The 26947-nt window shown below is 59.6% G+C and carries 24 protein-coding genes; 22 read left to right on the forward strand and 2 right to left on the reverse strand.

Annotated elements, in window-relative coordinates:
- The first annotated feature begins 9 nt into the window (after positions 1-9).
- The 12 genes from nuoB (at position 10) to nuoN (ending at position 14572) form a co-directional block, all read left to right on the forward strand.
- A complete protein-coding gene (nuoB, locus tag CWM57_RS16275; RefSeq protein WP_002913178.1) occupies positions 10-684 on the forward strand; it encodes an NADH-quinone oxidoreductase subunit NuoB in 675 nt (224 codons plus the stop codon).
- Between the two features lie 87 nt (positions 685-771).
- Positions 772-2580, forward strand: a complete 1809-nt coding sequence (nuoC, locus tag CWM57_RS16280) for an NADH-quinone oxidoreductase subunit C/D (RefSeq protein ID WP_074387942.1) — start codon at positions 772-774, stop codon at positions 2578-2580.
- A gap of 2 nt (positions 2581-2582) precedes the next feature.
- Positions 2583-3083 carry an NADH-quinone oxidoreductase subunit NuoE gene (gene nuoE / locus CWM57_RS16285; RefSeq protein WP_002913160.1) on the forward strand — a complete coding sequence of 167 codons (501 nt, stop codon included), beginning with the start codon at positions 2583-2585 and terminating at the stop codon, positions 3081-3083.
- Positions 3080-4417 carry an NADH-quinone oxidoreductase subunit NuoF gene (gene nuoF / locus CWM57_RS16290; RefSeq protein ID WP_061153791.1) on the forward strand — a complete coding sequence of 446 codons (1338 nt, stop codon included), beginning with the start codon at positions 3080-3082 and terminating at the stop codon, positions 4415-4417. Before nuoE ends, nuoF begins: the two co-directional genes overlap by 4 nt.
- A 32-nt stretch (positions 4418-4449) precedes the next feature.
- A complete protein-coding gene (gene nuoG / locus CWM57_RS16295) occupies positions 4450-7176 on the forward strand; it encodes an NADH-quinone oxidoreductase subunit NuoG (RefSeq protein ID WP_100631075.1) in 2727 nt (908 codons plus the stop codon).
- Positions 7173-8150, forward strand: a complete 978-nt coding sequence (gene nuoH, locus CWM57_RS16300) for an NADH-quinone oxidoreductase subunit NuoH (RefSeq protein WP_002913156.1) — start codon at positions 7173-7175, stop codon at positions 8148-8150. Before nuoG ends, nuoH begins: the two co-directional genes overlap by 4 nt.
- Before the next feature lie 14 nt (positions 8151-8164).
- Positions 8165-8707: an NADH-quinone oxidoreductase subunit NuoI gene (nuoI, locus tag CWM57_RS16305; RefSeq protein WP_008803948.1), complete on the forward strand. Its 543-nt coding sequence runs from the start codon at positions 8165-8167 to the stop codon at positions 8705-8707.
- A gap of 10 nt (positions 8708-8717) precedes the next feature.
- Positions 8718-9272 carry an NADH-quinone oxidoreductase subunit J gene (gene nuoJ, locus CWM57_RS16310; RefSeq protein WP_004201743.1) on the forward strand — a complete coding sequence of 185 codons (555 nt, stop codon included), beginning with the start codon at positions 8718-8720 and terminating at the stop codon, positions 9270-9272.
- Positions 9269-9571 (forward strand): NADH-quinone oxidoreductase subunit NuoK, encoded by a 303-nt coding sequence (nuoK, locus tag CWM57_RS16315; protein WP_002913148.1) that lies wholly within the window; start codon positions 9269-9271, stop codon positions 9569-9571. Before nuoJ ends, nuoK begins: the two co-directional genes overlap by 4 nt.
- Positions 9568-11409, forward strand: coding sequence for an NADH-quinone oxidoreductase subunit L (gene nuoL, locus CWM57_RS16320; protein WP_008803949.1), 1842 nt, complete (start codon positions 9568-9570; stop codon positions 11407-11409). The genes nuoK and nuoL overlap by 4 nt, the downstream gene beginning before the upstream one ends.
- 169 nt (positions 11410-11578) lie before the next feature.
- Positions 11579-13108, forward strand: a complete 1530-nt coding sequence (nuoM, locus tag CWM57_RS16325) for an NADH-quinone oxidoreductase subunit M (RefSeq protein WP_061153795.1) — start codon at positions 11579-11581, stop codon at positions 13106-13108.
- A 6-nt stretch (positions 13109-13114) separates the two neighbouring features.
- Positions 13115-14572 (forward strand): NADH-quinone oxidoreductase subunit NuoN, encoded by a 1458-nt coding sequence (gene nuoN / locus CWM57_RS16330; RefSeq protein ID WP_008803951.1) that lies wholly within the window; start codon positions 13115-13117, stop codon positions 14570-14572.
- Between the two features lie 54 nt (positions 14573-14626).
- Here nuoN and rnz read toward each other — a convergent pair whose 3' ends face one another.
- Complete coding sequence (gene rnz, locus CWM57_RS16335) at positions 14627-15547, reverse strand: ribonuclease Z (RefSeq protein ID WP_074387945.1); 921 nt, start codon at positions 15545-15547, stop codon at positions 14627-14629.
- 57 nt (positions 15548-15604) lie between these two features.
- Between rnz and CWM57_RS16340 the strand changes: the two genes are divergently transcribed.
- From CWM57_RS16340 to menE, 7 genes are all read left to right on the forward strand, one after another.
- A complete protein-coding gene (locus CWM57_RS16340; protein ID WP_074387946.1) occupies positions 15605-16066 on the forward strand; it encodes a GNAT family N-acetyltransferase in 462 nt (153 codons plus the stop codon).
- A gap of 135 nt (positions 16067-16201) precedes the next feature.
- On the forward strand, positions 16202-17491 hold the full coding sequence (gene menF / locus CWM57_RS16345) for an isochorismate synthase MenF (RefSeq protein ID WP_074387947.1): 1290 nt from the start codon (positions 16202-16204) through the stop codon (positions 17489-17491).
- Between the two features lie 82 nt (positions 17492-17573).
- Positions 17574-19244, forward strand: coding sequence for a 2-succinyl-5-enolpyruvyl-6-hydroxy-3-cyclohexene-1-carboxylic-acid synthase (gene menD / locus CWM57_RS16350; RefSeq protein WP_100676087.1), 1671 nt, complete (start codon positions 17574-17576; stop codon positions 19242-19244).
- Positions 19241-19999: a 2-succinyl-6-hydroxy-2,4-cyclohexadiene-1-carboxylate synthase gene (menH, locus tag CWM57_RS16355; protein ID WP_100676088.1), complete on the forward strand. Its 759-nt coding sequence runs from the start codon at positions 19241-19243 to the stop codon at positions 19997-19999. The genes menD and menH overlap by 4 nt, the downstream gene beginning before the upstream one ends.
- A gap of 14 nt (positions 20000-20013) precedes the next feature.
- Positions 20014-20871 carry a 1,4-dihydroxy-2-naphthoyl-CoA synthase gene (menB, locus tag CWM57_RS16360; protein ID WP_032733386.1) on the forward strand — a complete coding sequence of 286 codons (858 nt, stop codon included), beginning with the start codon at positions 20014-20016 and terminating at the stop codon, positions 20869-20871.
- Complete coding sequence (gene menC, locus CWM57_RS16365) at positions 20871-21836, forward strand: o-succinylbenzoate synthase (RefSeq protein WP_100631081.1); 966 nt, start codon at positions 20871-20873, stop codon at positions 21834-21836. Before menB ends, menC begins: the two co-directional genes overlap by 1 nt.
- On the forward strand, positions 21833-23209 hold the full coding sequence (gene menE / locus CWM57_RS16370) for an o-succinylbenzoate--CoA ligase (protein ID WP_100676089.1): 1377 nt from the start codon (positions 21833-21835) through the stop codon (positions 23207-23209). Before menC ends, menE begins: the two co-directional genes overlap by 4 nt.
- A gap of 59 nt (positions 23210-23268) precedes the next feature.
- Here the strand turns inward: menE and nudI are convergent, their stop codons facing one another.
- Positions 23269-23694 carry a nucleoside triphosphatase NudI gene (gene nudI, locus CWM57_RS16375; RefSeq protein WP_074387952.1) on the reverse strand — a complete coding sequence of 142 codons (426 nt, stop codon included), beginning with the start codon at positions 23692-23694 and terminating at the stop codon, positions 23269-23271.
- Between the two features lie 137 nt (positions 23695-23831).
- On the opposite strand from nudI, the gene CWM57_RS16380 reads away from it, so the two are divergent.
- From CWM57_RS16380 to CWM57_RS16390, 3 genes are all read left to right on the forward strand, one after another.
- Positions 23832-24773 (forward strand): Rpn family recombination-promoting nuclease/putative transposase, encoded by a 942-nt coding sequence (locus tag CWM57_RS16380; RefSeq protein ID WP_074387953.1) that lies wholly within the window; start codon positions 23832-23834, stop codon positions 24771-24773.
- A gap of 278 nt (positions 24774-25051) precedes the next feature.
- The gene (locus tag CWM57_RS16385) at positions 25052-25594 is read left to right on the forward strand and encodes a YfaZ family outer membrane protein (protein ID WP_074387954.1); all 543 of its coding nucleotides are present in this window, start codon (positions 25052-25054) and stop codon (positions 25592-25594) included.
- Between the two features lie 102 nt (positions 25595-25696).
- Positions 25697-26893: a nicotinamide mononucleotide deamidase-related protein YfaY gene (locus tag CWM57_RS16390; protein ID WP_100676090.1), complete on the forward strand. Its 1197-nt coding sequence runs from the start codon at positions 25697-25699 to the stop codon at positions 26891-26893.
- The last annotated feature ends 54 nt before the right edge of the window (positions 26894-26947 follow it).

Here is a 26947-nt window from a genome sequence, read left to right on the forward strand (position 1 = left end):
GGCAATAAGATGGATTATACGCTCACCCGCATAGATCCTAACGGTGAGAACGACCGTTACCCCCTGCAGAAACAGGAGATCGTCACCGACCCCCTGGAGCAGGAAGTCAACAAAAGCGTGTATATGGGGAAACTCGAGCACGCGCTGCATGACATGGTGAACTGGGGCCGTAAGAACTCAATTTGGCCGTATAACTTCGGCCTTTCTTGCTGTTATGTGGAAATGGTGACGTCATTCACTGCGGTGCATGACGTTGCGCGTTTTGGGGCAGAAGTTCTGCGCGCCTCTCCGCGTCAGGCGGACCTGATGGTGGTCGCTGGAACCTGCTTTACCAAAATGGCGCCGGTTATTCAGCGTCTCTACGATCAGATGCTGGAGCCGAAGTGGGTGATCTCCATGGGCGCCTGCGCTAACTCCGGCGGCATGTACGACATCTATTCTGTCGTCCAGGGCGTGGATAAATTCATTCCGGTCGATGTGTACATCCCGGGCTGCCCGCCGCGTCCGGAGGCCTATATGCAGGCGCTGATGCTGCTGCAGGAGTCCATTGGTAAAGAACGTCGTCCGCTCTCATGGGTGGTTGGCGATCAGGGCGTTTATCGCGCCAATATGCAGTCGGAACGCGAGCGTAAACGCGGCGAACGTATTGCAGTGACCAATCTGCGGACGCCGGACGAGATTTAATTTGCGCCTGCGGGCGGGAGTACCACTTCGCAAATCAATCTACAACAACGCGAAGTCTCGCCCGGCAGTCACCACGGACCTTTTGCAATGGTGAACAATATGACCGATTTAACCGCGCATGACGCCGCACCAGCCTGGCAAACCCGCGATCACCTCGATGACCCGGTGATCGGCGAACTGCGCAACCGCTTTGGGCCGGATGCCTTTACCGTTCAGCCAACCCGCACCGGCGTACCAGTGGTGTGGGTGAAGCGTGAGCAACTGCTTGAGGTGGGTGATTTCCTGAAGAAATTGCCGAAGCCTTACGTGATGCTGTTTGACCTGCACGGCATGGACGAACGTCTGCGCACGCACCGCGATGGCCTGCCCGCCGCGGATTTTTCCGTTTTCTATCATCTGATTTCTATCGACCGCAACCGCGACATCATGCTCAAGGTGGCGCTGTCTGAAAACGATCTGCATCTGCCGACTTTCACCAAACTGTTCCCCAACGCCAACTGGTATGAGCGTGAAACCTGGGAAATGTTTGGCATGACCTTCGATGGCCACCCGAATCTGCGCCGCATCATGATGCCGCCGACCTGGGAAGGCCACCCGCTGCGTAAAGACTATCCGGCGCGCGCTACCGAATTCGATCCGTTTGAGCTGACCAAAGCCAAGCAGGATCTGGAGATGGAAGCGTTGACCTTCAAACCGGAAGAGTGGGGCATGAAGCGCAGCACCGACAACGAGGACTTCATGTTCCTCAACCTCGGTCCGAACCACCCGTCTGCCCACGGTGCATTCCGTATTATTCTGCAGCTGGATGGCGAAGAGATCGTCGACTGCGTGCCGGACATCGGTTATCACCATCGCGGTGCGGAGAAGATGGGCGAACGCCAGTCCTGGCACAGCTACATCCCGTATACCGACCGTATCGAATATCTCGGCGGTTGCGTCAACGAGATGCCGTACGTGCTGGCGGTGGAAAAACTGGCCGGGATCACCGTGCCGGATCGCGTCAACGTGATCCGCGTGATGTTGTCCGAACTGTTCCGCATCAACAGCCACCTGCTGTATATCTCGACCTTTATTCAGGACGTCGGCGCGATGACGCCAGTCTTCTTCGCCTTTACCGACCGGCAGAAAATCTACGATCTGGTGGAAGCGATCACCGGTTTCCGTATGCACCCGGCGTGGTTCCGCATCGGCGGCGTTGCCCACGATCTTCCGCGCGGCTGGGATCGCCTGCTGCGGGAATTCCTCGAGTGGATGCCGAAGCGTCTGGATTCTTACGAGAAAGCCGCGCTGCGCAATACCATTCTGATTGGCCGTTCCAAAGGCGTTGCCGCTTACACCGCCAAAGAGGCGCTGGAGTGGGGCACCACCGGCGCAGGCCTGCGCGCCACCGGTATCGGCTTCGACGTGCGTAAATGGCGTCCTTATTCTGGTTACGAAAACTTCGACTTCGAAGTCCCGACCGGCGGTGGCGTTTCTGACTGCTACACCCGTGTGATGCTGAAAGTCGAAGAGCTGCGCCAGAGCCTGCGCATTCTTCAGCAGTGCCTCGATAACATGCCGGAAGGCCCGTTCAAAGCGGATCATCCGCTGACCACGCCGCCGCCGAAAGAGCGCACGCTGCAGCATATCGAAACCCTGATCACCCACTTCCTGCAGGTATCGTGGGGCCCGGTGATGCCGGCCAATGAATCCTTCCAGATGATTGAGGCGACCAAAGGGATTAACAGTTACTACCTGACCAGCGACGGCAGCACCATGAGCTACCGTACCCGCGTGCGTACGCCGAGCTTTGCGCATCTGCAGCAGATCCCGTCGGCGATCCGCGGCAGCCTGGTATCCGACCTGATCGTTTATCTGGGTAGTATCGATTTTGTTATGTCAGACGTGGACCGCTAATTATGCACGAGAATCAACAACCACAAACCGAGGCTTTTGAGCTGAGTGCGGCTGAGCGTGAGGCTATTGAGCACGAGAAGCACCACTACGAAGACCCGCGTGCGGCGTCCATCGAAGCGCTGAAAATTGTCCAAAAACAGCGCGGCTGGGTGCCGGATGGCGCGATCTATGCGATCGCCGATGTGCTGGGGATCCCGGCCAGCGACGTCGAAGGCGTGGCAACATTTTACAGCCAGATTTTCCGCCAGCCGGTTGGCCGGCACGTGATCCGCTACTGCGATAGCGTGGTGTGCCACATTACCGGCTATCAGGGTATTCAGGCTGCGATTGAGAAGAAGCTCAATATCAAGCCAGGGCAGACCACCTTCGATGGCCGCTTCACGCTGCTGCCGACCTGCTGCCTGGGCAACTGCGACAAGGGACCGACCATGATGATTGATGAGGACACTCACAGTCATCTGACGCCGGAGGCAATTCCTGACCTGCTGGAGCAGTACAAATGAAAACCGTAATTCGTACTGCGGAAACGCATCCGCTCACCTGGCGTCTGCGCGACGACAAGCAGCCGGTATGGCTGGACGAGTATCGCAGCAAAAACGGTTACGAAGGGGCACGTAAAGCCCTGACCGGGATGGCGCCGGATGAAATCGTTAATGCGGTAAAAGACGCTGGCCTGAAAGGGCGCGGCGGTGCGGGCTTCTCCACGGGTCTGAAGTGGAGCCTGATGCCGAAAGACGAATCCATGAACATCCGTTACCTGCTGTGTAACGCCGATGAAATGGAGCCGGGCACCTATAAAGACCGTCTGCTGATGGAGCAACTGCCGCACCTGCTGGTGGAAGGCATGCTGATCTCCGCGTTTGCGCTGAAAGCGTACCGCGGCTACATCTTCCTGCGCGGCGAATATATCGAAGCGGCACAGCATCTGCGTCGCGCGATTGCCGAAGCCACCGAAGCGGGCCTGTTGGGGAAAAACATCCTTGGCACCGGGTTTGACTTCGAACTGTTCGTGCACACCGGGGCAGGGCGCTATATCTGCGGTGAAGAGACGGCGCTGATCAACTCCCTGGAAGGTCGCCGTGCTAACCCGCGCTCCAAGCCGCCGTTCCCGGCGAGCTCCGGCGTGTGGGGCAAGCCGACCTGCGTCAACAACGTGGAAACCCTGTGCAACGTGCCGGCGATCCTCGCCAACGGCGTCGAGTGGTACCAGAACATTTCCACCAGCAAAGATGCTGGCACCAAGCTGATGGGCTTCTCCGGCCGGGTGAAGAATCCGGGCGTCTGGGAGCTGCCGTTCGGCACTACCGCGCGTGAGATCCTCGAAGATTACGCCGGCGGCATGCGCGATGGCCTGAAGTTTAAAGCCTGGCAGCCGGGTGGGGCAGGGACCGACTTCCTGACCGAAGCGCACCTCGATCTGCCGATGGAGTTCGAAAGCATTGGTAAAGCGGGCAGCCGTCTGGGCACCTCGCTGGCGATGGCCGTTGACCACGAGATCAACATGGTCTCGCTGGTGCGCAACCTTGAAGAGTTCTTTGCCCGCGAGTCCTGCGGCTGGTGTACGCCGTGCCGTGATGGACTGCCGTGGAGCGTGAAGATCCTGCGCGCCCTGGAGCGCGGCGAAGGCCAGCCTGGCGATATCGAAACGCTTGAGCAACTCTGTCGATTCCTGGGCCCGGGTAAAACCTTCTGCGCACACGCGCCGGGTGCGGTCGAACCGCTGCAGAGCGCGATCAAGTATTTCCGCGAAGAATTCGAGGCTGGCATTAAGCAGCAGTTTAGCAATACCCATGCAATTAACGGTATTCAGCCGAACCTGCTTAAGACGCGCTGGTAATCTAAAGGTTTTTTATTTTTGGAAGCACGCAAATGGCTACGATTCATGTAGACGGCAAAGAATACGAGGTCAACGGGGCGGACAACCTGCTAGAGGCTTGTCTCTCTCTTGGTCTTGATATTCCCTACTTTTGCTGGCACCCGGCGCTAGGGAGCGTTGGTGCTTGCCGCCAGTGTGCGGTGAAGCAATATCAGAACGCGGAAGACACGCGTGGTCGCCTGGTGATGTCCTGTATGACTCCGGCATCCGACGGCACCTTTATTTCTATTGACGACGGCGAAGCGAAGCAGTTCCGCGAAAGCGTGGTGGAGTGGTTGATGACTAACCACCCGCACGACTGCCCGGTCTGTGAAGAAGGGGGCAACTGCCACCTGCAGGATATGACGGTGATGACCGGCCATAGCTTCCGCCGCTATCGTTTCACCAAGCGTACCCACCGCAACCAGGATCTGGGGCCGTTTATTTCGCACGAAATGAACCGCTGCATCGCCTGTTACCGCTGCGTGCGCTACTACAAAGATTATGCCGACGGCACCGATCTGGGCGTCTATGGCGCGCATGACAACGTCTACTTCGGCCGCCCGGAAGATGGCACCCTGGAAAGCGAGTTCTCCGGCAACCTGGTGGAAGTCTGCCCGACCGGCGTCTTCACCGACAAAACGCACTCCGAGCGCTATAACCGTAAGTGGGACATGCAGTTTGCGCCGAGCATCTGCCAGCAGTGTTCCATCGGCTGCAACATTAGCCCGGGCGAACGCTATGGTGAACTGCGTCGTATTGAAAACCGCTATAACGGTACCGTGAACCGCTACTTCCTCTGCGACCGCGGTCGTTTCGGCTATGGCTACGTGAACCTGAAAGACCGTCCGCGTCAGCCGGTTCAGCGCCGCGGCGACGATCTGATTGCCCTCAACGCCGAGCAGGCGATGCAGGGGGCGGCGGATATTCTGCGCCAGTCGAAGAAAGTGATCGGTATCGGCTCCCCGCGCGCCAGCATCGAAAGCAACTTCGCGCTGCGCGAGCTGGTGGGCGCCGACAACTTCTATACCGGCATCGCCAAAGGCGAACAAGCGCGCCTGCAGATGATGCTGAAAGTGCTGCGTGAAGGCGGGATCCATACCCCAAGCCTGCGCGATATCGAATCCTACGATGCGGTACTGGTGCTGGGCGAAGACATTACCCAGACCGGCGCGCGCGTGGCCCTGGCAGTCCGCCAGGCGGTGAAAGGGAAAGCACGCGAAATGGCAGCGGCGCAGAAAGTAGCCGACTGGCAGATCGCCGCGATCCTCAACATCGGGCAGCGCGCCAAGCACCCATTATTCGTCACCAACATCGATGACACCCGCCTGGATGACATTGCCGCGTGGACCTACCGCGCGCCGGTGGAAGATCAGGCGCGTCTGGGCTTCGCTATCGCCCATGCGCTGGACGACAGCGCGCCGGCAGTTGATGGCCTGAGCCAGGACCTGAAGGGTAAGGTTGACGTGATTGTCCAGGCGCTGGCCGGGGCGAAAAAACCACTGATTATTTCCGGAACCAACGCCGGCAGCATGGAGATCATCCAGGCCGCCGCTAACGTCGCAAAAGCCCTGAAAGGCCGCGGCGCCGACGTCGGCGTGACCATGGTCGCCCGCGCGGTGAACAGCGTCGGTCTGGGCATGATCGGCGGCGGCTCGCTTGAAGAGGCGCTGGACGAACTGGAAAGCGGCGCCGCCGACGCGGTTATCGTGCTGGAAAACGACCTTCACCGTCATGCTTCCGCCGCGCGCGTTGACGCTGCGCTGGCGAAAGCCCCGCTGGTGATGGTGGTTGACCATCAGCGCACCGCGATTATGGACAAAGCGCACCTGGTGCTCTCTGCTGCAAGCTTTGCGGAAAGCGACGGGACCGTGGTGAACAACGAAGGCCGCGCTCAGCGTTTCTTCCAGGTCTACGACCCGGCTTACTACGACGCGAAAACCGTGATGCTGGAGAGCTGGCGCTGGCTGCATTCGCTGCACAGCACCGTCAACAACCGTCAGGTTGACTGGACGCAGCTGGACCATGTCATCGATGCGGCGATTACCGCACTGCCGCAGCTGGCAGGCATTAAAGATGCCGCGCCGGATGCGACCTTCCGCATTCGCGGCCAGAAGCTGGCGCGTGAACCGCACCGCTACAGCGGCCGTACGGCGATGCGCGCCAACATCAGCGTGCATGAGCCGCGTCAGCCGCAGGATAAAGACACGATGTTCGCCTTCTCAATGGAAGGGAACAACCAGCCGTCCGCACCGCGTTCGCAGATCCCGTTCGCCTGGGCGCCGGGCTGGAACTCCCCGCAGGCATGGAACAAGTTCCAGGATGAAGTGGGCGGGAAACTGCGCCACGGCGATCCGGGCGTTCGACTGTTTGAAGCGTCCGCCAACGGGCTGGAGTACTTCACCGCGGTGCCGGCCAGCTTCCAGGCGGAAGAGGGCAAATGGCGTATCGCGCCGTACTACCATCTGTTTGGCAGCGATGAGCTGTCTCAGCGCGCGCCGGTGTTCGAGAGCCGAATGCCTGAGCCGTACATTAAGCTGAACCCGGTGGATGCCGCGAAGCTGGGCGTTAACGCGGGGGCAACGCTCTCCTTTAGCGTGGAAGGCCAGACCCTGCGTCTGCCGCTGGTTATCTCTGAAGGGCTGACCGCAGGACAGGTTGGCTTACCGATGGGGATGCCTGGCATTGCGCCGGTGCTGACCGGATCGCGTATTGATTCACTGCAGGAGGCGAAAGCATGAGCTGGTTAACGCCGGATCTTATCGACATTCTGTTAAGCATCCTGAAGGCCGTGGTCATTCTGCTGGTGGTCGTCACCTGTGGCGCGTTCATGAGCTTCGGCGAGCGTCGTCTGCTCGGTCTGTTCCAGAACCGCTACGGACCTAACCGCGTCGGCTGGGGCGGTTCGCTGCAGCTGGTCGCCGACATGATCAAGATGTTCTTCAAAGAGGACTGGATCCCGCGCTTCTCCGATCGCGTGATCTTTACTCTGGCGCCGGTTATAGCCTTTACCTCGCTGCTGCTGGCCTTTGCTATCGTGCCGGTCAGCCCGACGTGGGTGGTGGCTGACCTGAACATCGGCATCCTGTTCTTCCTGATGATGGCAGGCCTGGCGGTCTATGCGGTGCTGTTCGCCGGCTGGTCGAGCAACAACAAATACTCGCTGCTGGGGGCAATGCGTGCTTCCGCGCAGACCCTGAGCTACGAAGTGTTTCTCGGTCTGTCCCTGATGGGCGTGGTGGCGCAGGCGGGGTCATTCAATATGACCGATATCGTCAACAACCAGGCGCATCTGTGGAACGTCATCCCGCAGTTCTTCGGCTTCGTGACTTTCGCCATCGCTGGCGTGGCGGTGTGTCACCGTCACCCGTTCGATCAGCCGGAAGCGGAGCAGGAACTGGCTGATGGTTACCACATTGAATATTCCGGCATGAAATTCGGTCTGTTCTTCGTGGGTGAATACATCGGTATCGTCACCGTTTCAGCGCTGATCGTCACGCTGTTCTTCGGCGGCTGGAATGGCCCGTGGTTACCTCCTTTCATCTGGTTCGCGCTGAAAACCGCGTTCTTCATGATGATGTTCATTTTGATCCGCGCATCATTACCGCGTCCGCGCTATGACCAGGTAATGTCCTTTGGCTGGAAGGTATGCCTGCCGTTAACGCTGGTCAACTTGTTGGTAACGGCGGCTGTCATTCTCTGGCAGGCGCAATAAGGGGTGAATTGAACATGACCTTAAAAGAATTATTGGTGGGGTTCGGCACCCAGGTCCGTAGTATCTGGATGATTGGCCTGCATGCCTTCGCCAAACGTGAAACCCGGATGTATCCGGAAGAGCCGGTCTATCTGCCGCCGCGCTATCGCGGACGCATCGTGCTCACCCGCGATCCGGACGGTGCAGAGCGCTGCGTTGCCTGTAACCTGTGTGCGGTAGCCTGCCCGGTGGGCTGTATCTCGCTGCAGAAAGCAGAGACCAAAGACGGCCGCTGGTACCCTGAGTTCTTCCGCATCAACTTCTCACGCTGCATTTTCTGCGGCCTGTGCGAAGAAGCGTGCCCGACCACGGCGATCCAGTTGACCCCGGACTTCGAGCTGGGTGAATACAAGCGTCAGGATCTGGTGTACGAAAAAGAGGATCTGCTGATTTCCGGTCCGGGCAAATACCCGGAATATAACTTCTACCGGATGGCGGGTATGGCAATCGACGGCAAAGATAAAGGTGAAGCGGAAAACGAAGCTAAGCCAATCGACGTCAAGAGCCTGTTACCGTAAGGAGAGGGCAATGGAATTCGCTTTTTATATCTGTGGCCTGATAGCCATCCTCGCAACCTTGCGGGTCGTCACCCACACCAATCCGGTGCATGCGCTGCTGTACCTGATTATTTCGCTGCTGGCGATTGCCGGGGTGTTCTTTTCGCTGGGCGCTTACTTTGCTGGTGCGCTGGAAATCATCGTCTACGCCGGGGCCATTATGGTGCTGTTCGTCTTTGTGGTGATGATGCTCAACCTGGGCGGCAGCGAGATCGAACAGGAACGCAAATGGCTGCAGCCGGGGATCTGGATTGGCCCGGCCATCCTTTCCGCAGTGCTGCTGGTGGTTATCGTTTACGCCATCCTGGGTATTAACGACCAGGGTATCGACGGCGCGGCGATCAACGCCAAAGAAGTGGGTATTGCGCTGTTTGGGCCGTACGTCCTGGCGGTGGAGCTGGCCTCCATGCTGCTGCTGGCGGGCCTGGTGGTCGCCTTCCACATCGGCCGCGAAGAGCGTGCCGGCGAGGTGCTGAGCAACCGCGTGAACGACAGCGACAAAAGAAAAACGGAGGAACACGCATGATCCCCTTAACACATGGACTGATCCTCGCGGCCATCCTGTTTGTGCTTGGTCTGACGGGGCTGGTGATCCGCCGCAATCTGCTGTTTATGTTGATTAGCCTGGAAATCATGATTAACGCCGCCGCGCTGGCTTTTGTGGTAGCGGGTAGCTACTGGGGCCAGGCAGATGGTCAGATAATGTATATCCTCGCCATCAGCCTCGCGGCTGCGGAAGCGAGTATCGGCCTGGCGCTGCTGCTGCAGCTCCATCGTCGCCGCCAGAACCTGAACATCGATTCAGTAAGTGAGTTGCGTGGATGAACATGCTTGCCTTAACCATTCTTTTGCCATTGATTGGCTTTGTGCTGCTGGCCTTCTCCCGCGGACGCTGGTCGGAAAACCTTTCCGCCACCGTTGGCATGGGGTCGGTAGGCCTGGCGGCGCTGGTCACCGCGTACGTCGGCGTCGACTTTTTCGCTAACGGCAAACAAGCGGTCAGCGTACCGCTGTGGAACTGGATGTCGGTCGGTGATTTTAACATCGGCTTCAACCTGGTGCTGGATGGCCTGTCCTTGACCATGCTTTCCGTGGTTACCGGCGTCGGCTTCCTGATCCACATGTTCGCCTCCTGGTACATGCGCGGCGAAGAGGGCTACTCTCGCTTTTTCGCCTACACCAACCTGTTTATCGCCAGCATGGTCGTTCTGGTACTGGCCGATAACCTGCTGTTGATGTACCTCGGCTGGGAAGGTGTGGGCCTCTGTTCTTACCTGCTGATCGGTTTCTACTACACCGATCCGAAGAACAATGCCGCAGCGATGAAAGCGTTCGTGGTCACCCGCGTCGGCGATGTGTTCCTCGCCTTCGCGCTGTTCATTCTTTATAACGAACTGGGCACCCTGAACTTCCGTGAAATGGTAGAGCTGGCGCCGCAGCACTTCGCTAACGGCAGCACCACGCTGCAGTGGGCGACGCTGATGCTGCTCGGTGGCGCGGTCGGTAAATCCGCTCAGCTGCCGCTGCAAACGTGGCTTGCCGATGCGATGGCTGGCCCGACGCCGGTCTCCGCGCTGATCCACGCCGCCACCATGGTGACCGCGGGCGTGTACCTGATTGCCCGTACCCACGGCCTGTTCCTGATGACGCCGGAAGTGCTGCATCTGGTGGGTATCGTTGGTGCGGTAACGCTGGTGCTGGCGGGCTTCGCCGCGCTGGTGCAGACCGACATCAAACGTGTGCTGGCTTACTCGACCATGAGTCAGATTGGCTACATGTTCCTCGCGCTGGGCGTACAGGCATGGGATGCGGCGATTTTCCACCTGATGACCCACGCGTTCTTTAAAGCGCTGCTGTTCCTGTCGTCTGGCTCGGTCATTCTGGCCTGCCATCACGAACAGAACATCTTCAAGATGGGCGGCCTGCGCAAATCTATTCCGCTGGTGTATGTCTGCTTCCTGGTGGGGGGCGCGGCGCTGTCCGCTCTGCCGCTTATCACCGCAGGCTTCTTCAGTAAGGATGAGATTCTGGCAGGCGCGATGGCCAACGGCCATATCAATCTGATGGTGGCGGGGCTGGTCGGCGCCTTTATGACCTCGCTGTACACCTTCCGTATGATTTTCATCGTGTTCCACGGTAAAGAGCAAATTCACGCGCACGCAGGGAAGGGGATTACCCATCATCTGCCGCTGATCGTGCTGCTGGTGCTGTCTACCTTTGTTGGCGCGCTGATTGTGCCGCCGCTGGAGGGCGTATTGCCGCAGACCACTGAGCTTGCGCACGGTAGTGTCATGACGCTGGAAATTGCCTCCGGGATTATCGCGATTGCCGGCATCCTGATCGCCGCATGGCTGTGGCTGGGCAAACGTACGCTGGTGACCTCCATCGCCAACAGCGCGCCTGGCCGCTTCTTCGGTACCTGGTGGTTCCATGCCTGGGGTTTCGACTGGTTATACGACAAGGTGTTCGTGAAACCTTTCTTAGGGATTGCCTGGCTGCTGAAGAGCGATCCGCTGAACTCGTTGATGAATATCCCAGCGATTCTGTCCCGTTTCGCAGGCAAAGGTCTGCTGGTGAGCGAGAACGGCTATCTGCGCTGGTATGTGGCTTCAATGAGCATTGGCGCGGTGGTGGTGCTGGCTCTGCTGATGGTACTGCGTTGATTTGAGCGCGCGGTTTTGCCCGGTGGCGCTTCGCTTACCGGGCCTACGAAACCGTAGGTCGGGTAAGCGAAGCGCCACCCGACACAACAAACCGCACTCAAACGTGAATGTAGTCGAATTCGTTGAAAATCGGTCCTGAACGGGACTTTAACAAGGAATAAAAATCGCCATGTTATTACCCTGGCTAATATTAATCCCCTTCATCGGCGGCTTCCTGTGCTGGCAGACTGAACGCTTTGGCGTGAAAATGCCGCGCTGGATTGCGCTGATTACCATGGGACTGACGCTGGTGCTTGGCCTGCAGCTGTGGATGCAGGGCGGCTATTCTCTGACGCAATCCGCGGGTATTCCGCAATGGCAGTCGGAATTCGTGCTGCCGTGGATCCCACGCTTCGGCATTAGTATCCATCTGGCGATTGACGGTCTGTCGCTGCTGATGGTGGTGCTGACCGGCCTGCTCGGCGTGTTGGCGGTGCTCTGTTCCTGGCGCGAAATCGAAAAGTACCAGGGCTTCTTCCACCTCAACCTGATGTGGATCCTGGGCGGCGTCATCGGCGTATTCCTCGCCATCGATATGTTCCTGTTCTTCTTCTTCTGGGAAATGATGTTGGTGCCGATGTACTTCCTGATCGCGCTGTGGGGCCACAAAGCCTCTGACGGTAAAACGCGTATCACGGCGGCCACCAAATTCTTCATCTATACCCAGGCGAGCGGTCTGGTGATGCTGATCGCCATTCTGGCGCTGGCCTTCGTCCACTTCAACGCCACCGGCGTGTGGACCTTCAACTATGAAGATCTGCTGAAAACGCCGATGTCCCACGGCGTGGAATACCTGCTGATGCTGGGCTTCTTCATCGCCTTCGCGGTGAAAATGCCGGTGGTACCGCTGCACGGCTGGCTGCCGGACGCCCACTCCCAGGCGCCGACCGCCGGTTCCGTCGACCTCGCGGGCATCTTGCTGAAAACCGCGGCCTACGGTCTGCTGCGCTTTGCGCTGCCGCTGTTCCCGAACGCCTCCGCCGAATTTGCGCCCATCGCCATGTGGCTGGGCGTGATCGGTATCTTCTACGGCGCGTGGATGGCCTTCGCCCAGACCGATATCAAACGTCTGATCGCTTATACCTCCGTTTCCCACATGGGCTTCGTGCTGATTGCTATCTACACCGGTAGCCAGCTGGCTTATCAGGGGGCGGTGATTCAGATGATCGCTCACGGTCTGTCCGCGGCGGGTCTGTTTATTCTGTGCGGCCAGCTGTACGAACGTCTGCACACCCGCGATATGCGTCAGATGGGCGGTTTGTGGAGCAAAATTAAATGGCTGCCGGCAATGTCAATGTTCTTCGCCGTCGCCACCCTGGGGATGCCGGGCACCGGTAACTTTGTCGGCGAATTTATGATCCTGTTCGGCAGCTATAAAGTGGTGCCGGTGATCACGGTTATCTCGACCTTTGGTCTGGTATTCGCTTCCGTTTACTCGCTGTCGATGCTGCATCGCGCTTACTTCGGTAAAGCGAAAAGCGAAATCGCGGCGAAAGAACTGCCGGGGATGTCCCTGCGTGAATTGTCTATCATCCTGCTGCTGGTGGTGCTGCTGGTGCTGTTGGGCTTCTTCCCGCAGCCGATCCTCGACACCTCGCATGCTGCGATGAGCAACATTCAGCAGTGGTTTGTTAATTCTGTTTCTACTACAAGGCCGTAATTCGCCATGACAATAACTCCACAACAACTGATCGCACTGCTACCGCTGCTGATCGTCGGCTTGACGGTGGTGGTTGTGATGCTCTCCATTGCGTGGCGACGCAATCATTTTCTCAATGCCACGCTGTCGGTTCTCGGGCTTAACGCTGCGCTGGTCTCGCTCTGGTTCGTCGGCCAGAATGGGGCGATGGACGTCACACCGATGATCCGCGTTGACGGCTACGCCATGCTCTACACCGGGCTGGTGCTGCTGGCGAGCCTCGCGACCTGTACTTTCGCCTACCCGTGGCTTGAGGGTTACAAGGACAACAAAGAAGAGTTCTACCTGCTGGTGCTGATCGCCGCGCTGGGCGGCATTCTGCTGGCCGGTGCGAATCATCTGGCGGCGCTGTTCCTCGGTATCGAATTGATTTCGCTGCCGTTGTTCGGCCTGGTCGGCTACGCCTTCCGCCAGAAACGTTCGCTGGAAGCGAGCATCAAATACACCATCCTCTCCGCGGCAGCCTCGTCTTTCCTGCTGTTCGGTATGGCGCTGGTGTACGCGAATTCCGGCAACCTGTCCTTCCTCGCACTGGGTAAAAGCCTGGCGGACAATACGCTGCACGAGCCGCTGCTGCTGGCGGGCCTCGGTCTGATGATTGTCGGTCTTGGCTTTAAACTGTCGCTGGTGCCGTTCCACCTGTGGACGCCGGACGTTTACCAGGGCGCGCCTGCGCCGGTATCCACCTTCCTGGCGACCGCCAGCAAGATTGCTATCTTCGGCGTGGTGATGCGTCTGTTCCTGTACATGCCGGTGGGCAACAGCGAAGCGGTACGCGTGGTGCTGGGGCTTATCGCCTTCGCCTCTATCATCTTCGGTAACCTGATGGCGCTGAGCCAGACTAACATTAAGCGTCTGCTTGGTTACTCTTCCATCTCCCACCTCGGTTATCTGCTGGTGGCGCTGATCGCCCTGCAGAGCGGCGAAATGTCGATGGAAGCCGTGGGCGTTTACCTGGCCGGTTACCTGTTCAGCAGCCTCGGCGCGTTCGGCGTGGTCAGCCTGATGTCCAGCCCGTACCGCGGCCCGGATGCGGATTCGCTGTTCTCCTACCGCGGTCTGTTCTGGCACCGTCCGATTCTGTCCGCGGTCATGACGGTGATGATGCTTTCCCTCGCCGGTATCCCGATGACCCTCGGCTTTATCGGTAAGTTCTACGTGCTGGCTGTCGGTGTGCATGCGCACCTGTGGTGGCTGGTTGCCGCGGTGGTTGTCGGCTCGGCGATTGGTCTCTACTACTACCTGCGCGTGGCGGTGAGTCTGTACCTGAGCGCACCGGAGCAACTGAACCGCGATGCGCCGTCGAACTGGCAGTACAGCGCTGGCGGTATTGTGGTGCTGATCTCTGCCCTGCTGGTGCTGGTGCTCGGTATCTGGCCGCAGCCGCTGATTAGCATCGTGCAGCTGGCGACGCCGCTGATGTAAGTTGGGTGACAAACCAAAAAACCGCCGAGATGGCGGTTTTTTTATGCCCGAGTTTTATTCCACCTTATAGACCATAAAGTCTTCCGCCAGTAGCGTATTAGCGAAAATCTCCCGGCATTCCGCCAGCATACGCAGGCAGCCTTCGGCATCGTAGCGCGAGCTAAAGTGGGTGGCGATTAGCGTGCCGACCCCCGCTTCTTTGGCAAGTGCCGCGGTCTGCTGGCTTGAGGAGTGGCCGCGGCTATTGGCTTTCTCCGCCATCGCCTGCTCAAGGGTGGTTTCGTGGACCATCACATCCGCCCCGCGAGCCATCTCCAGCGCCTCAGGGCAGGGGGCGGTATCGCCAAAAATCGCCAGTGTTTTACCCCGCGTCGACGGCCCCAGATAGCGGCTGCCATCAATGACCCGACCATCCTCCAGCTCAACGCGCTGACCAAGCTTGAGTTGATGGAACAGCGGCCCCGGGCGCACGCCATCGGCAATCAGCTGGGCGGCGTCGAGCGTGCCAGGCTTGTCATGCTGCTCAATGCGATAGCCGTAGCACTCCACCGGATGGCTTAGCGGGAATGCGGTCACCCGATAGCCCTCTTCGTCGAACACCAGTCCGGGGCCGACTTCGATGATGGTGAGCGGATAATCGGTCCACGAACCGCTCAGACGCAGCGCGGTCTCAACAAACTCTTTGAGCCCTTTTGGCCCGTAGAGGGTGAGGGGCAGAGAGTTCCCCTGCATCGAGCGGCTGCACAACAGGCCGGGCAGGCCGAACAGGTGGTCGCCGTGCAGATGAGTGATGAAAATTTTATTCAGTTTTCCGGGGTGATAGGGCGTGCGAAGAAACTGATGCTGGGTCCCTTCACCGCAGTCAAACAACCACATTTCAGCGCTGGTGGGTTGTTGCAAATTCAGTATTATCGACGTCATATTACGCGTACGGGTCGGCACCCCGGCGGATGTTCCTAAAAAAGTTAATTCCATCGTCCAGTGTCCTCAGGGCGAGTCGCAAAGTATCAGTATATCAATAAGGAGCTACAGATGATGACCTGGCAGGATCTCCACCATAGTGAACTCTCCATTCCCCAGCTGTATGCGCTGCTGAAATTGCGCAGTGAAGTCTTTGTCGTGGAGCAGCAGTGCGCCTATCAGGATGTCGACGGCGATGATTTGGTCGGTGAAAATCGCCATCTGCTCGGCTGGCGCGATGGCGAACTGCTGGCCTACGCGCGGATCCTCAAAAGCGAAGAGGAGTTTGCGCCGGTGGTGATTGGCCGGGTCATCGTCAGCCCGGCCGCCCGCGGTGAGAAGCTCGGCTATCAGCTGATGGAGCAGGCGCTGGCCAGCTGTCAGCAGCACTGGCCACAAAAGGCAATTTACCTCGGGGCACAGGCACACCTGCAATCTTTTTACGCGTACTTCGGTTTTACGCCAGTGACCGAGGTCTATGATGAGGATGGCATCCCCCACATCGGAATGGCGCGAGAAAACCGCGCTGTCTGACCCCTTAATTCCTGCGTCCGAATACGATTCTGGCCTGGCGGGCGGGTAATATAAAATCCGCTCCCTCGTCATGGGTACTGCTATTCCGCCGTCGAACCCCTTATAATGTGGGGTTTTACTACCGTGGAGGTTTGCGTGCTGTCTGTTTCCACTGCGCTGGCCCGTTTGCAAGACGGCCTGGGTGAGTCTTTGCCAGACTCGCCCGGCACGCGAATTATCGATATTACCTTTCCGCTGAATGATGCCTTCGATCCGCTGCTGTGGTGTGGCCAGCAGACGCAGTGGCCGCAGTTTTACTGGCAGCAGCGCAATGGCGATGAAGAGCTGGCGACGCTGGGGGCGGTAAAAACCTTTCCCTCGCTCGACGCGGCCAACCGCTTTTTACGCCAGACCGGGCAGCAGGATCTGCGCATCTGCGGCCTGAATGCGTTTGAACCGCAGCAGGGTAGCCTGGTGCTGCCGCGTCTGGAGTGGCGTCGGTGCGGCGGTAGGGCCATGCTGCGGTTGGTACTGCACAGTGATATCTCTCTGCGCGACGATGCCGCGACGGCGTGCGATTTTCTCGCCAGCCTGACCACCGCCCAGGCGACACCCGGCGCCATACCGCCGCTGCTGAGCGAGCGCCACTCATCCGACTATCCTCAGTGGCAGGCAATGATCACGCGAGCGACCCGAGCGATTAGTGCCGGTGAGATGGATAAAGTGGTGCTGGCGCGGGCAACCGACCTGCAGTTTGCCGCCCCGCTGGACGCCGTGAGCATCATGGCGGCCAGCCGCCGCAGCAATCTTAACTGTTTTCATTTCCTGATGGCGTTCAATGCCCGGCAAGCATTTTTCGGTTCCACGCCGGAACGGCTGTGGCGCCGGCGCGGCGCGCTGCTGCGCACCGAAGCGCTGGCGGGGACCGTCGCGAACCATCAGGAAGACGCGAAGGCGCAGCAGCTGGCCGACTGGTTGATGAAAGACGACAAAAACCAGCGGGAAAACATGCTGGTGGTGGAGGATATCTGCCAGCGCCTGCAGAGTGAGGCCTCGACGCTGGACGTCCTGCCGCCGCAGGTGGTGAGGCTGCGTAAGGTACAGCATCTCAGACGCTGTATCTGGACCGAGCTGGCGGAGCCTGACGATAGCCGCTGTCTGCTGCAGCTACAGCCCACCGCCGCGGTGGCCGGCCTGCCGCGTCGGGCGGCGCTGGCGTTCATTCAGCGCCATGAACCCTTTGCCCGCGAATGGTACGCCGGGTCCGCCGGCTATCTGTCGCTGGCGCAAAGCGAGTTTTGCGTGGCGCTACGTTCGGCAAAAGTGGACCACGACACCCTGCGGTTGTATGCCGGAGCGGGGATTGTCAGCGGCTCCGATGCGCAGCAGGAGTGGCAGGAGATTGACAACAAAGCGGCCGGGCTGCGCTCGCTGCTGTGTCCATAAGGCGGGAATGACGATGCATATCAAAACGTCGTCACTTTGCCTTATCTATACTTAGCATCAATATTTGATACCGGACAATTTCATGTCAGTAAGCGCATTTAACCGACGCTGGGCGGCGGTGATCCTGGAAGCTTTAACGCGTCACGGCGTGCAGCATATCTGCATCGCGCCGGGCTCGCGCTCGACACCCTTAACCCTGGCGGCGGCGGAAAACCGCGCTTTTATTCATCACACCCATTTCGATGAACGTGGTCTCGGCCATCTGGCGCTCGGCCTGGCGAAGGCCAGCCGGCAGCCGGTGGCGGTGATAGTCACCTCCGGGACCGCCACCGCGAACCTCTATCCGGCGCTGATTGAGGCGGGGCTGACCGGTGAAAAGCTGATCCTGTTGACCGCCGATCGCCCGCCGGAGCTGATCGACTGCGGCGCCAATCAGGCGATCCGCCAGCCGGGGATGTTTGCTTCTCACCCTTCGCAAACGATCTCCTTGCCACGTCCCTCGCAGGATATTCCTGCCCGCTGGCTGGTCTCGACCATCGACCAGGCGCTGGGCGAGCTGCACGCCGGCGGGGTGCATATCAACTGCCCGTTCGCCGAACCGCTGTATGGCGATATGGATGAGACCGGCGTGGAGTGGCAGCAGCAGCTCGGCAACTGGTGGCAGAGCGATAAACCCTGGTTGCGTCAGGCGCTACAGATGGAGAGTGAGAAACAGCGCGACTGGTTCTTCTGGCGGCAAAAACGCGGCGTCGTCGTGGCGGGCAGAATGAGCGCGGCTGAAGGTAAAAAAGTGGCTGAGTGGGCGCAAACCCTGGGCTGGCCGCTGATCGGCGATGTCCTGTCGCAAACCGGGCAGCCGCTGCCATGCGCCGACCTGTGGCTGGGCAACGGTAAAGCGGTCAGCGAACTGGCGCAGGCGCAGATCGTGGTGCAGCTCGGCAGCAGCCTGACCGGCAAACGCGTCCTCCAGTGGCAGGCCACCTGCGAGCCGGATGAATACTGGCTGGTGGATAATCTGCCAGGCCGCCTCGACCCGGCGCAGCACCGCGGCCGCCGTCTGCTCGCCAGCGTTGAGCGCTGGCTTGAGCTGCATCCGGCGGAAAAACGTCAGCCGTGGGCGACGGTGATCCCTGAGCTGTCCCGCCAGGCGTGGGAGGCGGCGGTTGCCAGCAATGAGCCTTTTGGCGAAGCGCAGCTGGCGCAGCGTATTCGGCGCTATCTGCCGGAGCAGGGGCAACTGTTTGTCGGTAACAGCCTGGTGGTGCGCCTGATCGACGCCCTGGCGCAGCTACCGGCCGGGTATCCGGTTTACAGCAACCGCGGCGCCAGCGGGATTGATGGTTTAATCGCCACCGCCGCCGGCGTGCAGCGCGCCAGTGCGCGGCCGACGCTGGCGATCGTCGGCGATCTGTCGGCCTTATACGATCTCAACTCGCTGGCCCTGCTGCGCCAGGCGTCGGCGCCGCTGGTGCTGATCGTGGTGAATAACAACGGCGGACAGATTTTCTCCATGCTACCGACGCCGGAGGACGAGCGTCGCCAGTTCTACTTAATGCCGCAGGATGTTGATTTCAGCCATGCGGCGGCGATGTTCGGCCTGGCCTATCATTGTCCTGATGACTGGCAGTCGCTGGATGAAGCGCTAGCCGGCGCCTGGCGCAGGGCGGGGGCGACGGTGATTGAGCTGGTGGTTAACGAGACCGACGGCACGCAGACTCTCCAGCAGCTGCTGGCGCAGGTAAGCCGCCTGTGACGCTAAACGCAGTGGTTGAGGGCGGGCAGCCGGGCTATCCCTGGCTGGTGTTCCTGCACGGGTTTTCCGGCGACCGCGACGAGTGGCGTGAAGTGGGCGACGCTTTTCCCGCCTGGCCGCGGCTGTATCTCGATCTGCCGGGCCACGGTGGCTCCGCGGATATCGCGGTACAGGACTTTGCCGGGGTCAATACCCTGCTGCAGGGTACGCTTAATAGTTACAACATCCTTAGCTACTGGCTGATTGGTTACTCGCTGGGCGGCCGCGTAGCGATGAACTTCGCCTGCCAGCCGCGTGCGGGACTGCGCGGGCTGATTGTCGAGGGCGGACACCCGGGCCTGCAGGATGAAGAGGCGCGGCTGGCGCGACGCAGCAATGACAGCGCCTGGGCAGAACGTTTTCGCCGCGAACCGTTAGCGCAGGTCTTCGCCGACTGGTATCAGCAGCCGGTTTTCGCTTCGCTGAATGCGGCGCAGCGCGCGTCACTGGTCGCCCTACGTCGCCGCAATAACGGCGCTACGCTGGCGGCGATGCTGCAGGCAACCTCCCTTGCCGGGCAGGCCGATCTGCGCGCGCCTCTGCAGGCTCGCGATTTTCCTTTTCACTACCTCTGCGGCGAACGCGACGCGAAGTTTCGCGCCATCGCGCAAGCGCTCGCTGCCGATACCCATATCATTCACCATGCCGGACACAACGCGCACCGGGACAACCCCGCCGCGGTGATTGCCTGTCTGGCGCAGATTCTGGCAAGTTAACTGAAGGACATTCTATGATCTCTCTTGATGAAGCAATGCTTTACGCCCCCGTTGAATGGCACGATTGCTCAGAAGGCTATACCGATATTCGTTATCAAAAATCGACTGACGGGATTGCCAAAATCACTATCAACCGCCCACAGGTGCGCAATGCCTTCCGCCCGCTGACCGTCAAAGAGATGATTCAGGCGCTGGCGGATGCCCGCTATGACGACAATATCGGGGTCATCGTGCTGACCGGTGAAGGCGAGAAAGCCTTCTGCGCCGGCGGCGACCAGAAAGTCCGCGGCGACTACGGTGGCTATCAGGACGACTCCGGCGTTCACCATCTCAACGTGCTCGATTTCCAGCGCCAGATCCGCACCTGCCCGAAACCGGTGGTGGCAATGGTCGCCGGCTACTCTATCGGCGGCGGCCACGTGCTGCACATGATGTGCGATCTGACCATCGCGGCGGACAATGCCATCTTCGGCCAGACCGGGCCAAAAGTCGGCTCTTTTGATGGCGGCTGGGGCGCTTCTTATATGGCGCGTATCGTCGGGCAGAAAAAAGCGCGCGAAATCTGGTTCCTGTGCCGTCAGTATGACGCTCAGCAGGCGCTGGACATGGGGCTGGTGAATACCGTAGTCCCGCTGGCGGAGCTGGAAAAAGAGACCGTGCGCTGGTGTCGTGAAATGCTGCAAAACAGCCCAATGGCGCTGCGCTGCCTGAAAGCGGCGCTGAACGCCGACTGCGACGGCCAGGCCGGTCTGCAGGAGCTGGCGGGCAACGCCACCATGCTGTTCTACATGACGGAAGAAGGGCAGGAAGGGCGCAACGCCTTCAACCAGAAACGTCAGCCGGACTTCAGCAAATTTAAACGGAATCCATAATGCGCGTTTCGCAGGTTTACCGCTGGCAGATACCAATGGACGCGGGCGTGGTTCTGCGCGAACGGCGGTTAAAAACCCGCGACGGGCTGTTCATCCGCCTGCAGGAGGATGAACGGGAGGGCTGGGGGGAAATTTCTCCCCTGCCGGGATTCAGTGACGAGACGCTGGAAGACGCGCAAACGGCGCTGCTGGCGTGGGCGCAGGCCTGGCGCGACGGCGCGGAACCGCCGCTTCCCACACTGCCTTCTGTCGCGTTTGGTATTAGCTGCGCGCAGGCGGAGCTTTACGGCGAACTACCGCAGGCAGCGGATTATCGCGCGGCGCCGCTCTGTTCCGGCGATCCGGATGAGCTGTTCGCCAAACTGGCGGCGATGCCCGGCGAGAAAGTCGCTAAGGTGAAAGTGGGGCTGTGGGAGGCGGTACGCGACGGTATGGTGGTTAATCTGCTACTGGAAGCCATCCCCGATCTCCAGCTGCGGCTGGATGCCAACCGGGCGTGGACGCCGCTTAAAGCGCAGCAGTTCGCCAAATACGTCAATCCCGCGTATCGCCAACGCATTGCGTTTCTTGAGGAACCCTGCAAAACGCGGGAGGACTCGCGGGCCTTTAGCCGCGAGACGGGGATCGCTATCGCCTGGGATGAAAGCCTGCGCGAGGCGGATTTCCGCTTTGTCGCGGAGCCCGGCGTGCGCGCGGTGGTGATCAAACCGACGCTGACCGGCAGTGTGCAAAAGGTTCAGCAACAGGTCGCCGCGGCACACGCCCTGGGGCTGAGCGCGGTGATTAGCTCGTCAATCGAGTCCAGCCTCGGGTTAACCCAGCTGGCGCGGGTTGCCGCCTGGCTGACGCCGCAGACCATCCCCGGACTCGATACGCTGGCGCTGATGGGCGCGCAGCTGGTGCGGGCGTGGCCGGAGAGTACGCTGCCAATATTCAATGCTGATGAGCTGGAGCAACTGCTGTGATGTTTTCCGACTGGCCGTGGCGCCACTGGCGTCAGTTACGCGGCGAGTCGCAGGCGCTACGCCTGAATGACCAGGCGTTGACCTGGCGTGAGCTATGCGCGCGGATTGACGCGCTGGCGGCCGGCTTTGCCGCACAGGGCGTTATGGAAGGTCAGGGCGTGGCGCTTCGGGCCTACAACCAGCCAGAGACGCTACTCGCCTGGCTGGCATTGCTGCAGTGCGGGGCGCGGGTGCTGCCGCTGAATCCGCAGCTGCCAGAGGTGTTGCTGCAGGAACTGCTGCCTGCGTTAACCGTCCAGCATCAACTGGTGCTTAACGGTGAAACGCTGCCGGGGAATTTACCGGCGTTAACTCTGCAGGTGGCAGAAGGCGCCTGTGCCGTTTGCTGGCATGGCGATCGGTTGGTGTCGATGACGTTGACCTCCGGTTCAACCGGCCTGCCGAAAGCGGCGGTACATAGCGCCAACGCCCATCTGGCCAGCGCCGCTGGCGTGCTGGCGCTGATGCCGTTTGCCGCAGAAGACGACTGGCTGCTGTCGCTGCCGTTGTTTCATGTCTCCGGGCAGGGGATCATCTGGCGCTGGCTGCTGGCCGGCGCGCGAATGACGGTGCGCGACAAGCAACCGCTGGCGCAGATGCTGCAGGGCTGTACCCATGCTTCGCTGGTGCCGACTCAACTGTGGCGCTTGCTGAATGATAATGCTGCGGTCTCCCTCAAGGCGGTGCTGCTCGGCGGCGCAGCGATCCCGGTCGAATTGACTGAGCGTGCCCTCGCGCAGGGAATACGCAGTTTCTGCGGCTACGGCCTCACCGAATTCGCTTCCACGGTCTGTGCCAAAGAGGCCGACGGCGAGGCGGATGTGGGCGAAGCGCTGCCGGGGCGGGAGGTGAAAATCGTCGCCGGCGAGATCTGGCTGCGGGCGTCGAGTATGGCGGCGGGTTACTGGCGCGACGGTCAGCTATTGCCATTAACCAATGATGAAGGCTGGTTTGCGACGCGCGATCGCGGGGAGTTACACAATGGTCGGCTGACGGTTGTTGGGCGAATGGATAATCTTTTTTTTAGCGGCGGCGAAGGTATTCAACCGGAAGAGGTCGAGCGCGTGCTACTTGTCCATCCGCAGGTACAACAGGCGTTCATTGTACCGCTGGATGATGTCGAATACGGTCAACGCCCGGTCGCGGTGGTGGAATGCGATGACAGCTGCGAGTTGAGCGTGCTGGCGGCATGGAGCGCTGAGCGGTTAGCGCGCTTCCAGCAGCCAGTGCGTTGGCTACGGCTGCCGGACACGTTAAAGAACGGTGGGATTAAGATTTCCCGCCAGGCGCTGCGCGAGTGGGCCAGACAGCAGACGTATACAACGGTATCGTAGCCACCCGCACTTATTCCGCGGCAAAACGCTGGGTGGGTTGAATGCGGTATGTCGTGGACTTAAAGTAGCCCTTTCTGGCTGAGAGTAACGCGGGTGGCGGCATTAAGATCGTAGTTTTTGAGATCTTCGGCTTTGACCCAGGCGTATTCGTCAAACTCCTCGTTGATCGTCACGTCGCGATTGGCGCTGACGCAGTCGAAGATCAGGTAGATCATATATATCGTTTCCTGCCGACCATCCGGGTAAGTTTTGACGCGGGTATCATCGCGGAAGCTCCACGGCGCGATATGGGTAAGGATGAGTTTTTCGCCGAGCTCTTCGCGAATTTCCCGCCGCAGCGCCTCTTCAATACGTTCTCCTGGCTCCACGCCGCCGCCGGATAAGGCCCATTGCCCGGGAAAAACCCCGCGGTCGGCGGCCATTTTGCAGAGCAGATAATGGCCTTCATTCTGGATAAGCGGGCAAACAATCGTCCTTTGGCGCATGGTTTTTCTCCTTCAGAGGGATGGGGCGGTATGCCGATGAAATAGTTTGCGAGCCGCCTCGGTAAACCGCAAGCGAAATGCGGCCCTGGCCCTGTTGGGTGTTAAGTTAGGTGAAAATAATCGCATGGAGTTTCGCCATGGAAAGGGCGCCCCATTCCCCGCATGACGCCGTATTTAAACACCTGTTGTCGCACCGGGCGACGGCAAAGGACTTCCTTGACATACATCTCCCCGCACCGCTGCGCGCGTTATGCAACCTGAATACGCTGCAACTGGAGTCAGGGAGCTTTATTGACGATGAGCTACGGGCGAGTCATTCCGATATCCTCTATTCGCTACACACCCAGGTGGGTGAGGGATATATCTATCTGCTGATTGAGCATCAAAGTTCAGCGGACCGCCACATGGCGTTTCGCCTGATGCGCTATGCTATCGCCGCGATGCAGCGCCATCTGGATAAGGGGCATACGCAGCTGCCGTTGGTTATCCCTCTGCTGTTTTATCATGGCAGCGTTTCGCCCTGGCCTTACCCGATGTGCTGGCTGGCAGGCTTTGCCGATCCGGACGTTGCGCGACAGATTTATAGCAAGGATTTTCACGTAATTGACATCACGACCACTCCGGACAATGAAATCATGCGCCACCGGCGAGTCGCGATGCTGGAGCTACTGCAAAAGCATATTCGCCAGCGTGACATGATGGACCTGCACGAGCAACTGGTCAGCTTGTTAGCACTGGGATACACTAGCCGCAGGCAGCTAAAGACGCTGCTGCACTATCTGTTACAGGCAGGAAATGCCGCCGATCCGGTCGCTTTTTTGCGCCATCTTGCGCAAAGCGTACCCCGGCGGCCGCATAAGGAGACGCTCATGAATATTGCCCAGTTTCTGGAAGATCGCGGCCATCAGCAAGGGTTAAAGCAAGGTCTCGAACAAGGCCTACAGCAGGGTATCGAGCAAGGTGAGCAGCAGACCGCGGAGCGTATCGCCCGGGCGATGCTGGCTAACGGGCTTGACCTGCCCCTGGTGGCGAAACTGACCGGTCTGGCACCTGAGCGCCTGGCTCTGCTGCAGCATTAATTATTTCCTTTTCAACCTCGCCGCGCCGCGCCGATCGTGCGGCGTCAGTTCCCTGTTTTCGTCAATGTATCAGTGTTAATCATAATAAGCATGAATATTCATGGCGCTGAATGGGCGGTTCGTCATTCTGGCAACGCCCTATGCCGTAAAAAAACGCAACTGGTTACACTCTTGTGAAAAATCATTTCGCCAGGTCATTGATTCCTGACAGGTGCGCAGTAGAATTTTCAGGTTTTTTCGGGACTTCTTTGATTTTAATTTTCTGGATAGAGTAAATAATGAAAAAAAGCATTTTTATGACGCTGGCTGGCGTCATGCTGGTTTCTTCCGCGGCCCATGCGATTAGCGTTACCGGTGAAGCAGGCGAGCATTACACCAATCTTGGCGTCGGGTTTGGCACGGAGTCTACCGGCCTTGCCATCTCCGGTAACTGGCTGCACAGCGATAACGACGGCGACGCCGCGGGTTTAGGCCTGGGACTCAATATTCCGCTGGGGCCGTTCCTCGCGACCGTGGGCGGCAAAGGCGTTTACACCAATCCGAAACAGGGCGATGAAGGCTATGCGGCAGCGGTCGGCGGAGGCCTGCAGTGGAAAATCGGCGACAGCTTCCGCCTGTACGGCGACTACTACTACTCTCCGGATTCCCTCTCCAGCGGCATTGACAGCTATCAGGAAGCTAACGTCGGCGCCAGCTGGACCATCATGCGTCCGCTCAGCATCCAGGCAGGCTATCGCTATCTGAACCTGGCGGGCAAAGATGGCAACCGCGATAACACCATCGCCGACGGCCCGTACATCGGCGCCAGCGCCAGCTTCTAATCTCCTCCGGCGCGGTATCCTCTTGCCGCGCCAGATTTTCCTCCTCGTCAGCATCCCGCTTTGCGTTATAGTATTTGCCATCTGGCAGGCAAGGAGTGAGCAATGTTGAATGTGGAAATGCTGTCCACTGGCGATGAAGTGTTGCATGGTCAAATCGTTGATACCAATGCAGCATGGCTGGCGGATTTCTTTTTTAATCAGGGGTTACCGTTAACGCGCCGCAATACCGTCGGCGACGATCTCGATGCGCTGGTGGCGATTCTGCGCGAACGCAGCGAACAAGCCGATGTGCTGATCGTCAACGGCGGCCTCGGGCCGACCAGCGACGACCTGAGCGCGCTGGCCGCGGCTACCGCGAAAGGCGAAGGGCTTATTTTGCATCCGGAGTGGCTGGAGACGATAACCCGCTTCTTTGCCGAACGCGGGCGGCCGATGGCGGAAAGTAACCGCAAGCAGGCGGAAATCCCCGCCAGCGCCGAGATGATCAATAACCCGGTCGGCACGGCCTGTGGCTTTGCCGTTGAGCTCAACCGCTGCCTGATGTTTTTCACCCCCGGTGTACCTTCTGAATTTAAGGTGATGGTCGAGCAGGAGATTTTACCGCGTCTGCGTCAGCGCTTTACGCTACCCGATCCACCGGTATGCCTGCGTTTGACCACCTTTGGCCGCTCGGAGAGCGAGCTGGCGCAAAGCCTCAATCCGCTGACGTTACCGCCTGGCGTGGTGATGGGTTACCGTTCGTCGATGCCGATTATTGAACTCAAGCTAACCGGACCGGCCAACCAGCGCGACGCCATGCTGGCCCTGTGGCCGGAAGTCCGCAAGGTGGCTGGCGACAGTCTGATTTACGAAGGCACGGAAGGGTTACCGGCGCAGATTGCGCGCTGCCTGCAGGAGCGACAGCTGAGCCTGACGCTCAGCGAGCAGTTTACCGGCGGCCTGCTGGCGCTGCAGCTGTCCCGCGCCGGCGCGCCGCTGCTGGCCAGCGAAGTGGTCCCGGCGCAGGAGGAGACGCTGGCGCAGGCGGCTCGTTGGGCAGCCGAGCGGCGCATAAACCATTTTGCCGGTCTGGCCCTGGCGGTGAGCGGCCAGGAGAACGATCATCTCAATGTGGCCCTGGCCACCCCTGACGGTACCTTCGCGCTGCGGGTAAAGTTCAGCGTCACCCGCCACAGCCTGGCGGTACGCCAGGAAGTCTGCGCCATGATGGCATTAAACATGCTGCGTCGCTGGCTGAATGGTCAACCGCTGGCCAGCGAACATGGCTGGATTAACGTGGTGGATTCCCTCTCGCTGTAAGTCGTTTCCCCCGGCGCGCGGGCTTCTCCCGGGCGCCGGTTGTCCAGCCTGTTG

Source organism: Klebsiella sp. G-Nf4, from assembly GCF_002810615.1.
Classification (GTDB): domain Bacteria; phylum Pseudomonadota; class Gammaproteobacteria; order Enterobacterales; family Enterobacteriaceae; genus Klebsiella; species Klebsiella variicola.

Bases quoted from the DNA above. Each gene is read 5' to 3' on its own strand.
- nuoB (WP_002913178.1), top strand. From the start codon at position 10: ATGGATTATACGCTCACCCGCATAGATCCTAACGGTGAGAACGACCGT.
- nuoC (WP_074387942.1), top strand. From the start codon at position 772: ATGGTGAACAATATGACCGATTTAACCGCGCATGACGCCGCACCAGCC.
- nuoE (WP_002913160.1), top strand. From the start codon at position 2,583: ATGCACGAGAATCAACAACCACAAACCGAGGCTTTTGAGCTGAGTGCG.
- nuoF (WP_061153791.1), top strand. From the start codon at position 3,080: ATGAAAACCGTAATTCGTACTGCGGAAACGCATCCGCTCACCTGGCGT.
- nuoG (WP_100631075.1), top strand. From the start codon at position 4,450: ATGGCTACGATTCATGTAGACGGCAAAGAATACGAGGTCAACGGGGCG.
- nuoH (WP_002913156.1), top strand. From the start codon at position 7,173: ATGAGCTGGTTAACGCCGGATCTTATCGACATTCTGTTAAGCATCCTG.
- nuoI (WP_008803948.1), top strand. From the start codon at position 8,165: ATGACCTTAAAAGAATTATTGGTGGGGTTCGGCACCCAGGTCCGTAGT.
- nuoJ (WP_004201743.1), top strand. From the start codon at position 8,718: ATGGAATTCGCTTTTTATATCTGTGGCCTGATAGCCATCCTCGCAACC.
- nuoK (WP_002913148.1), top strand. From the start codon at position 9,269: ATGATCCCCTTAACACATGGACTGATCCTCGCGGCCATCCTGTTTGTG.
- nuoL (WP_008803949.1), top strand. From the start codon at position 9,568: ATGAACATGCTTGCCTTAACCATTCTTTTGCCATTGATTGGCTTTGTG.
- nuoM (WP_061153795.1), top strand. From the start codon at position 11,579: ATGTTATTACCCTGGCTAATATTAATCCCCTTCATCGGCGGCTTCCTG.
- nuoN (WP_008803951.1), top strand. From the start codon at position 13,115: ATGACAATAACTCCACAACAACTGATCGCACTGCTACCGCTGCTGATC.
- rnz (WP_074387945.1), bottom strand. From the start codon at position 15,547: ATGGAATTAACTTTTTTAGGAACATCCGCCGGGGTGCCGACCCGTACG.
- CWM57_RS16340 (WP_074387946.1), top strand. From the start codon at position 15,605: ATGATGACCTGGCAGGATCTCCACCATAGTGAACTCTCCATTCCCCAG.
- menD (WP_100676087.1), top strand. From the start codon at position 17,574: ATGTCAGTAAGCGCATTTAACCGACGCTGGGCGGCGGTGATCCTGGAA.
- menB (WP_032733386.1), top strand. From the start codon at position 20,014: ATGATCTCTCTTGATGAAGCAATGCTTTACGCCCCCGTTGAATGGCAC.
- menC (WP_100631081.1), top strand. From the start codon at position 20,871: ATGCGCGTTTCGCAGGTTTACCGCTGGCAGATACCAATGGACGCGGGC.
- nudI (WP_074387952.1), bottom strand. From the start codon at position 23,694: ATGCGCCAAAGGACGATTGTTTGCCCGCTTATCCAGAATGAAGGCCAT.
- CWM57_RS16380 (WP_074387953.1), top strand. From the start codon at position 23,832: ATGGAAAGGGCGCCCCATTCCCCGCATGACGCCGTATTTAAACACCTG.
- CWM57_RS16385 (WP_074387954.1), top strand. From the start codon at position 25,052: ATGAAAAAAAGCATTTTTATGACGCTGGCTGGCGTCATGCTGGTTTCT.
- CWM57_RS16390 (WP_100676090.1), top strand. From the start codon at position 25,697: ATGTTGAATGTGGAAATGCTGTCCACTGGCGATGAAGTGTTGCATGGT.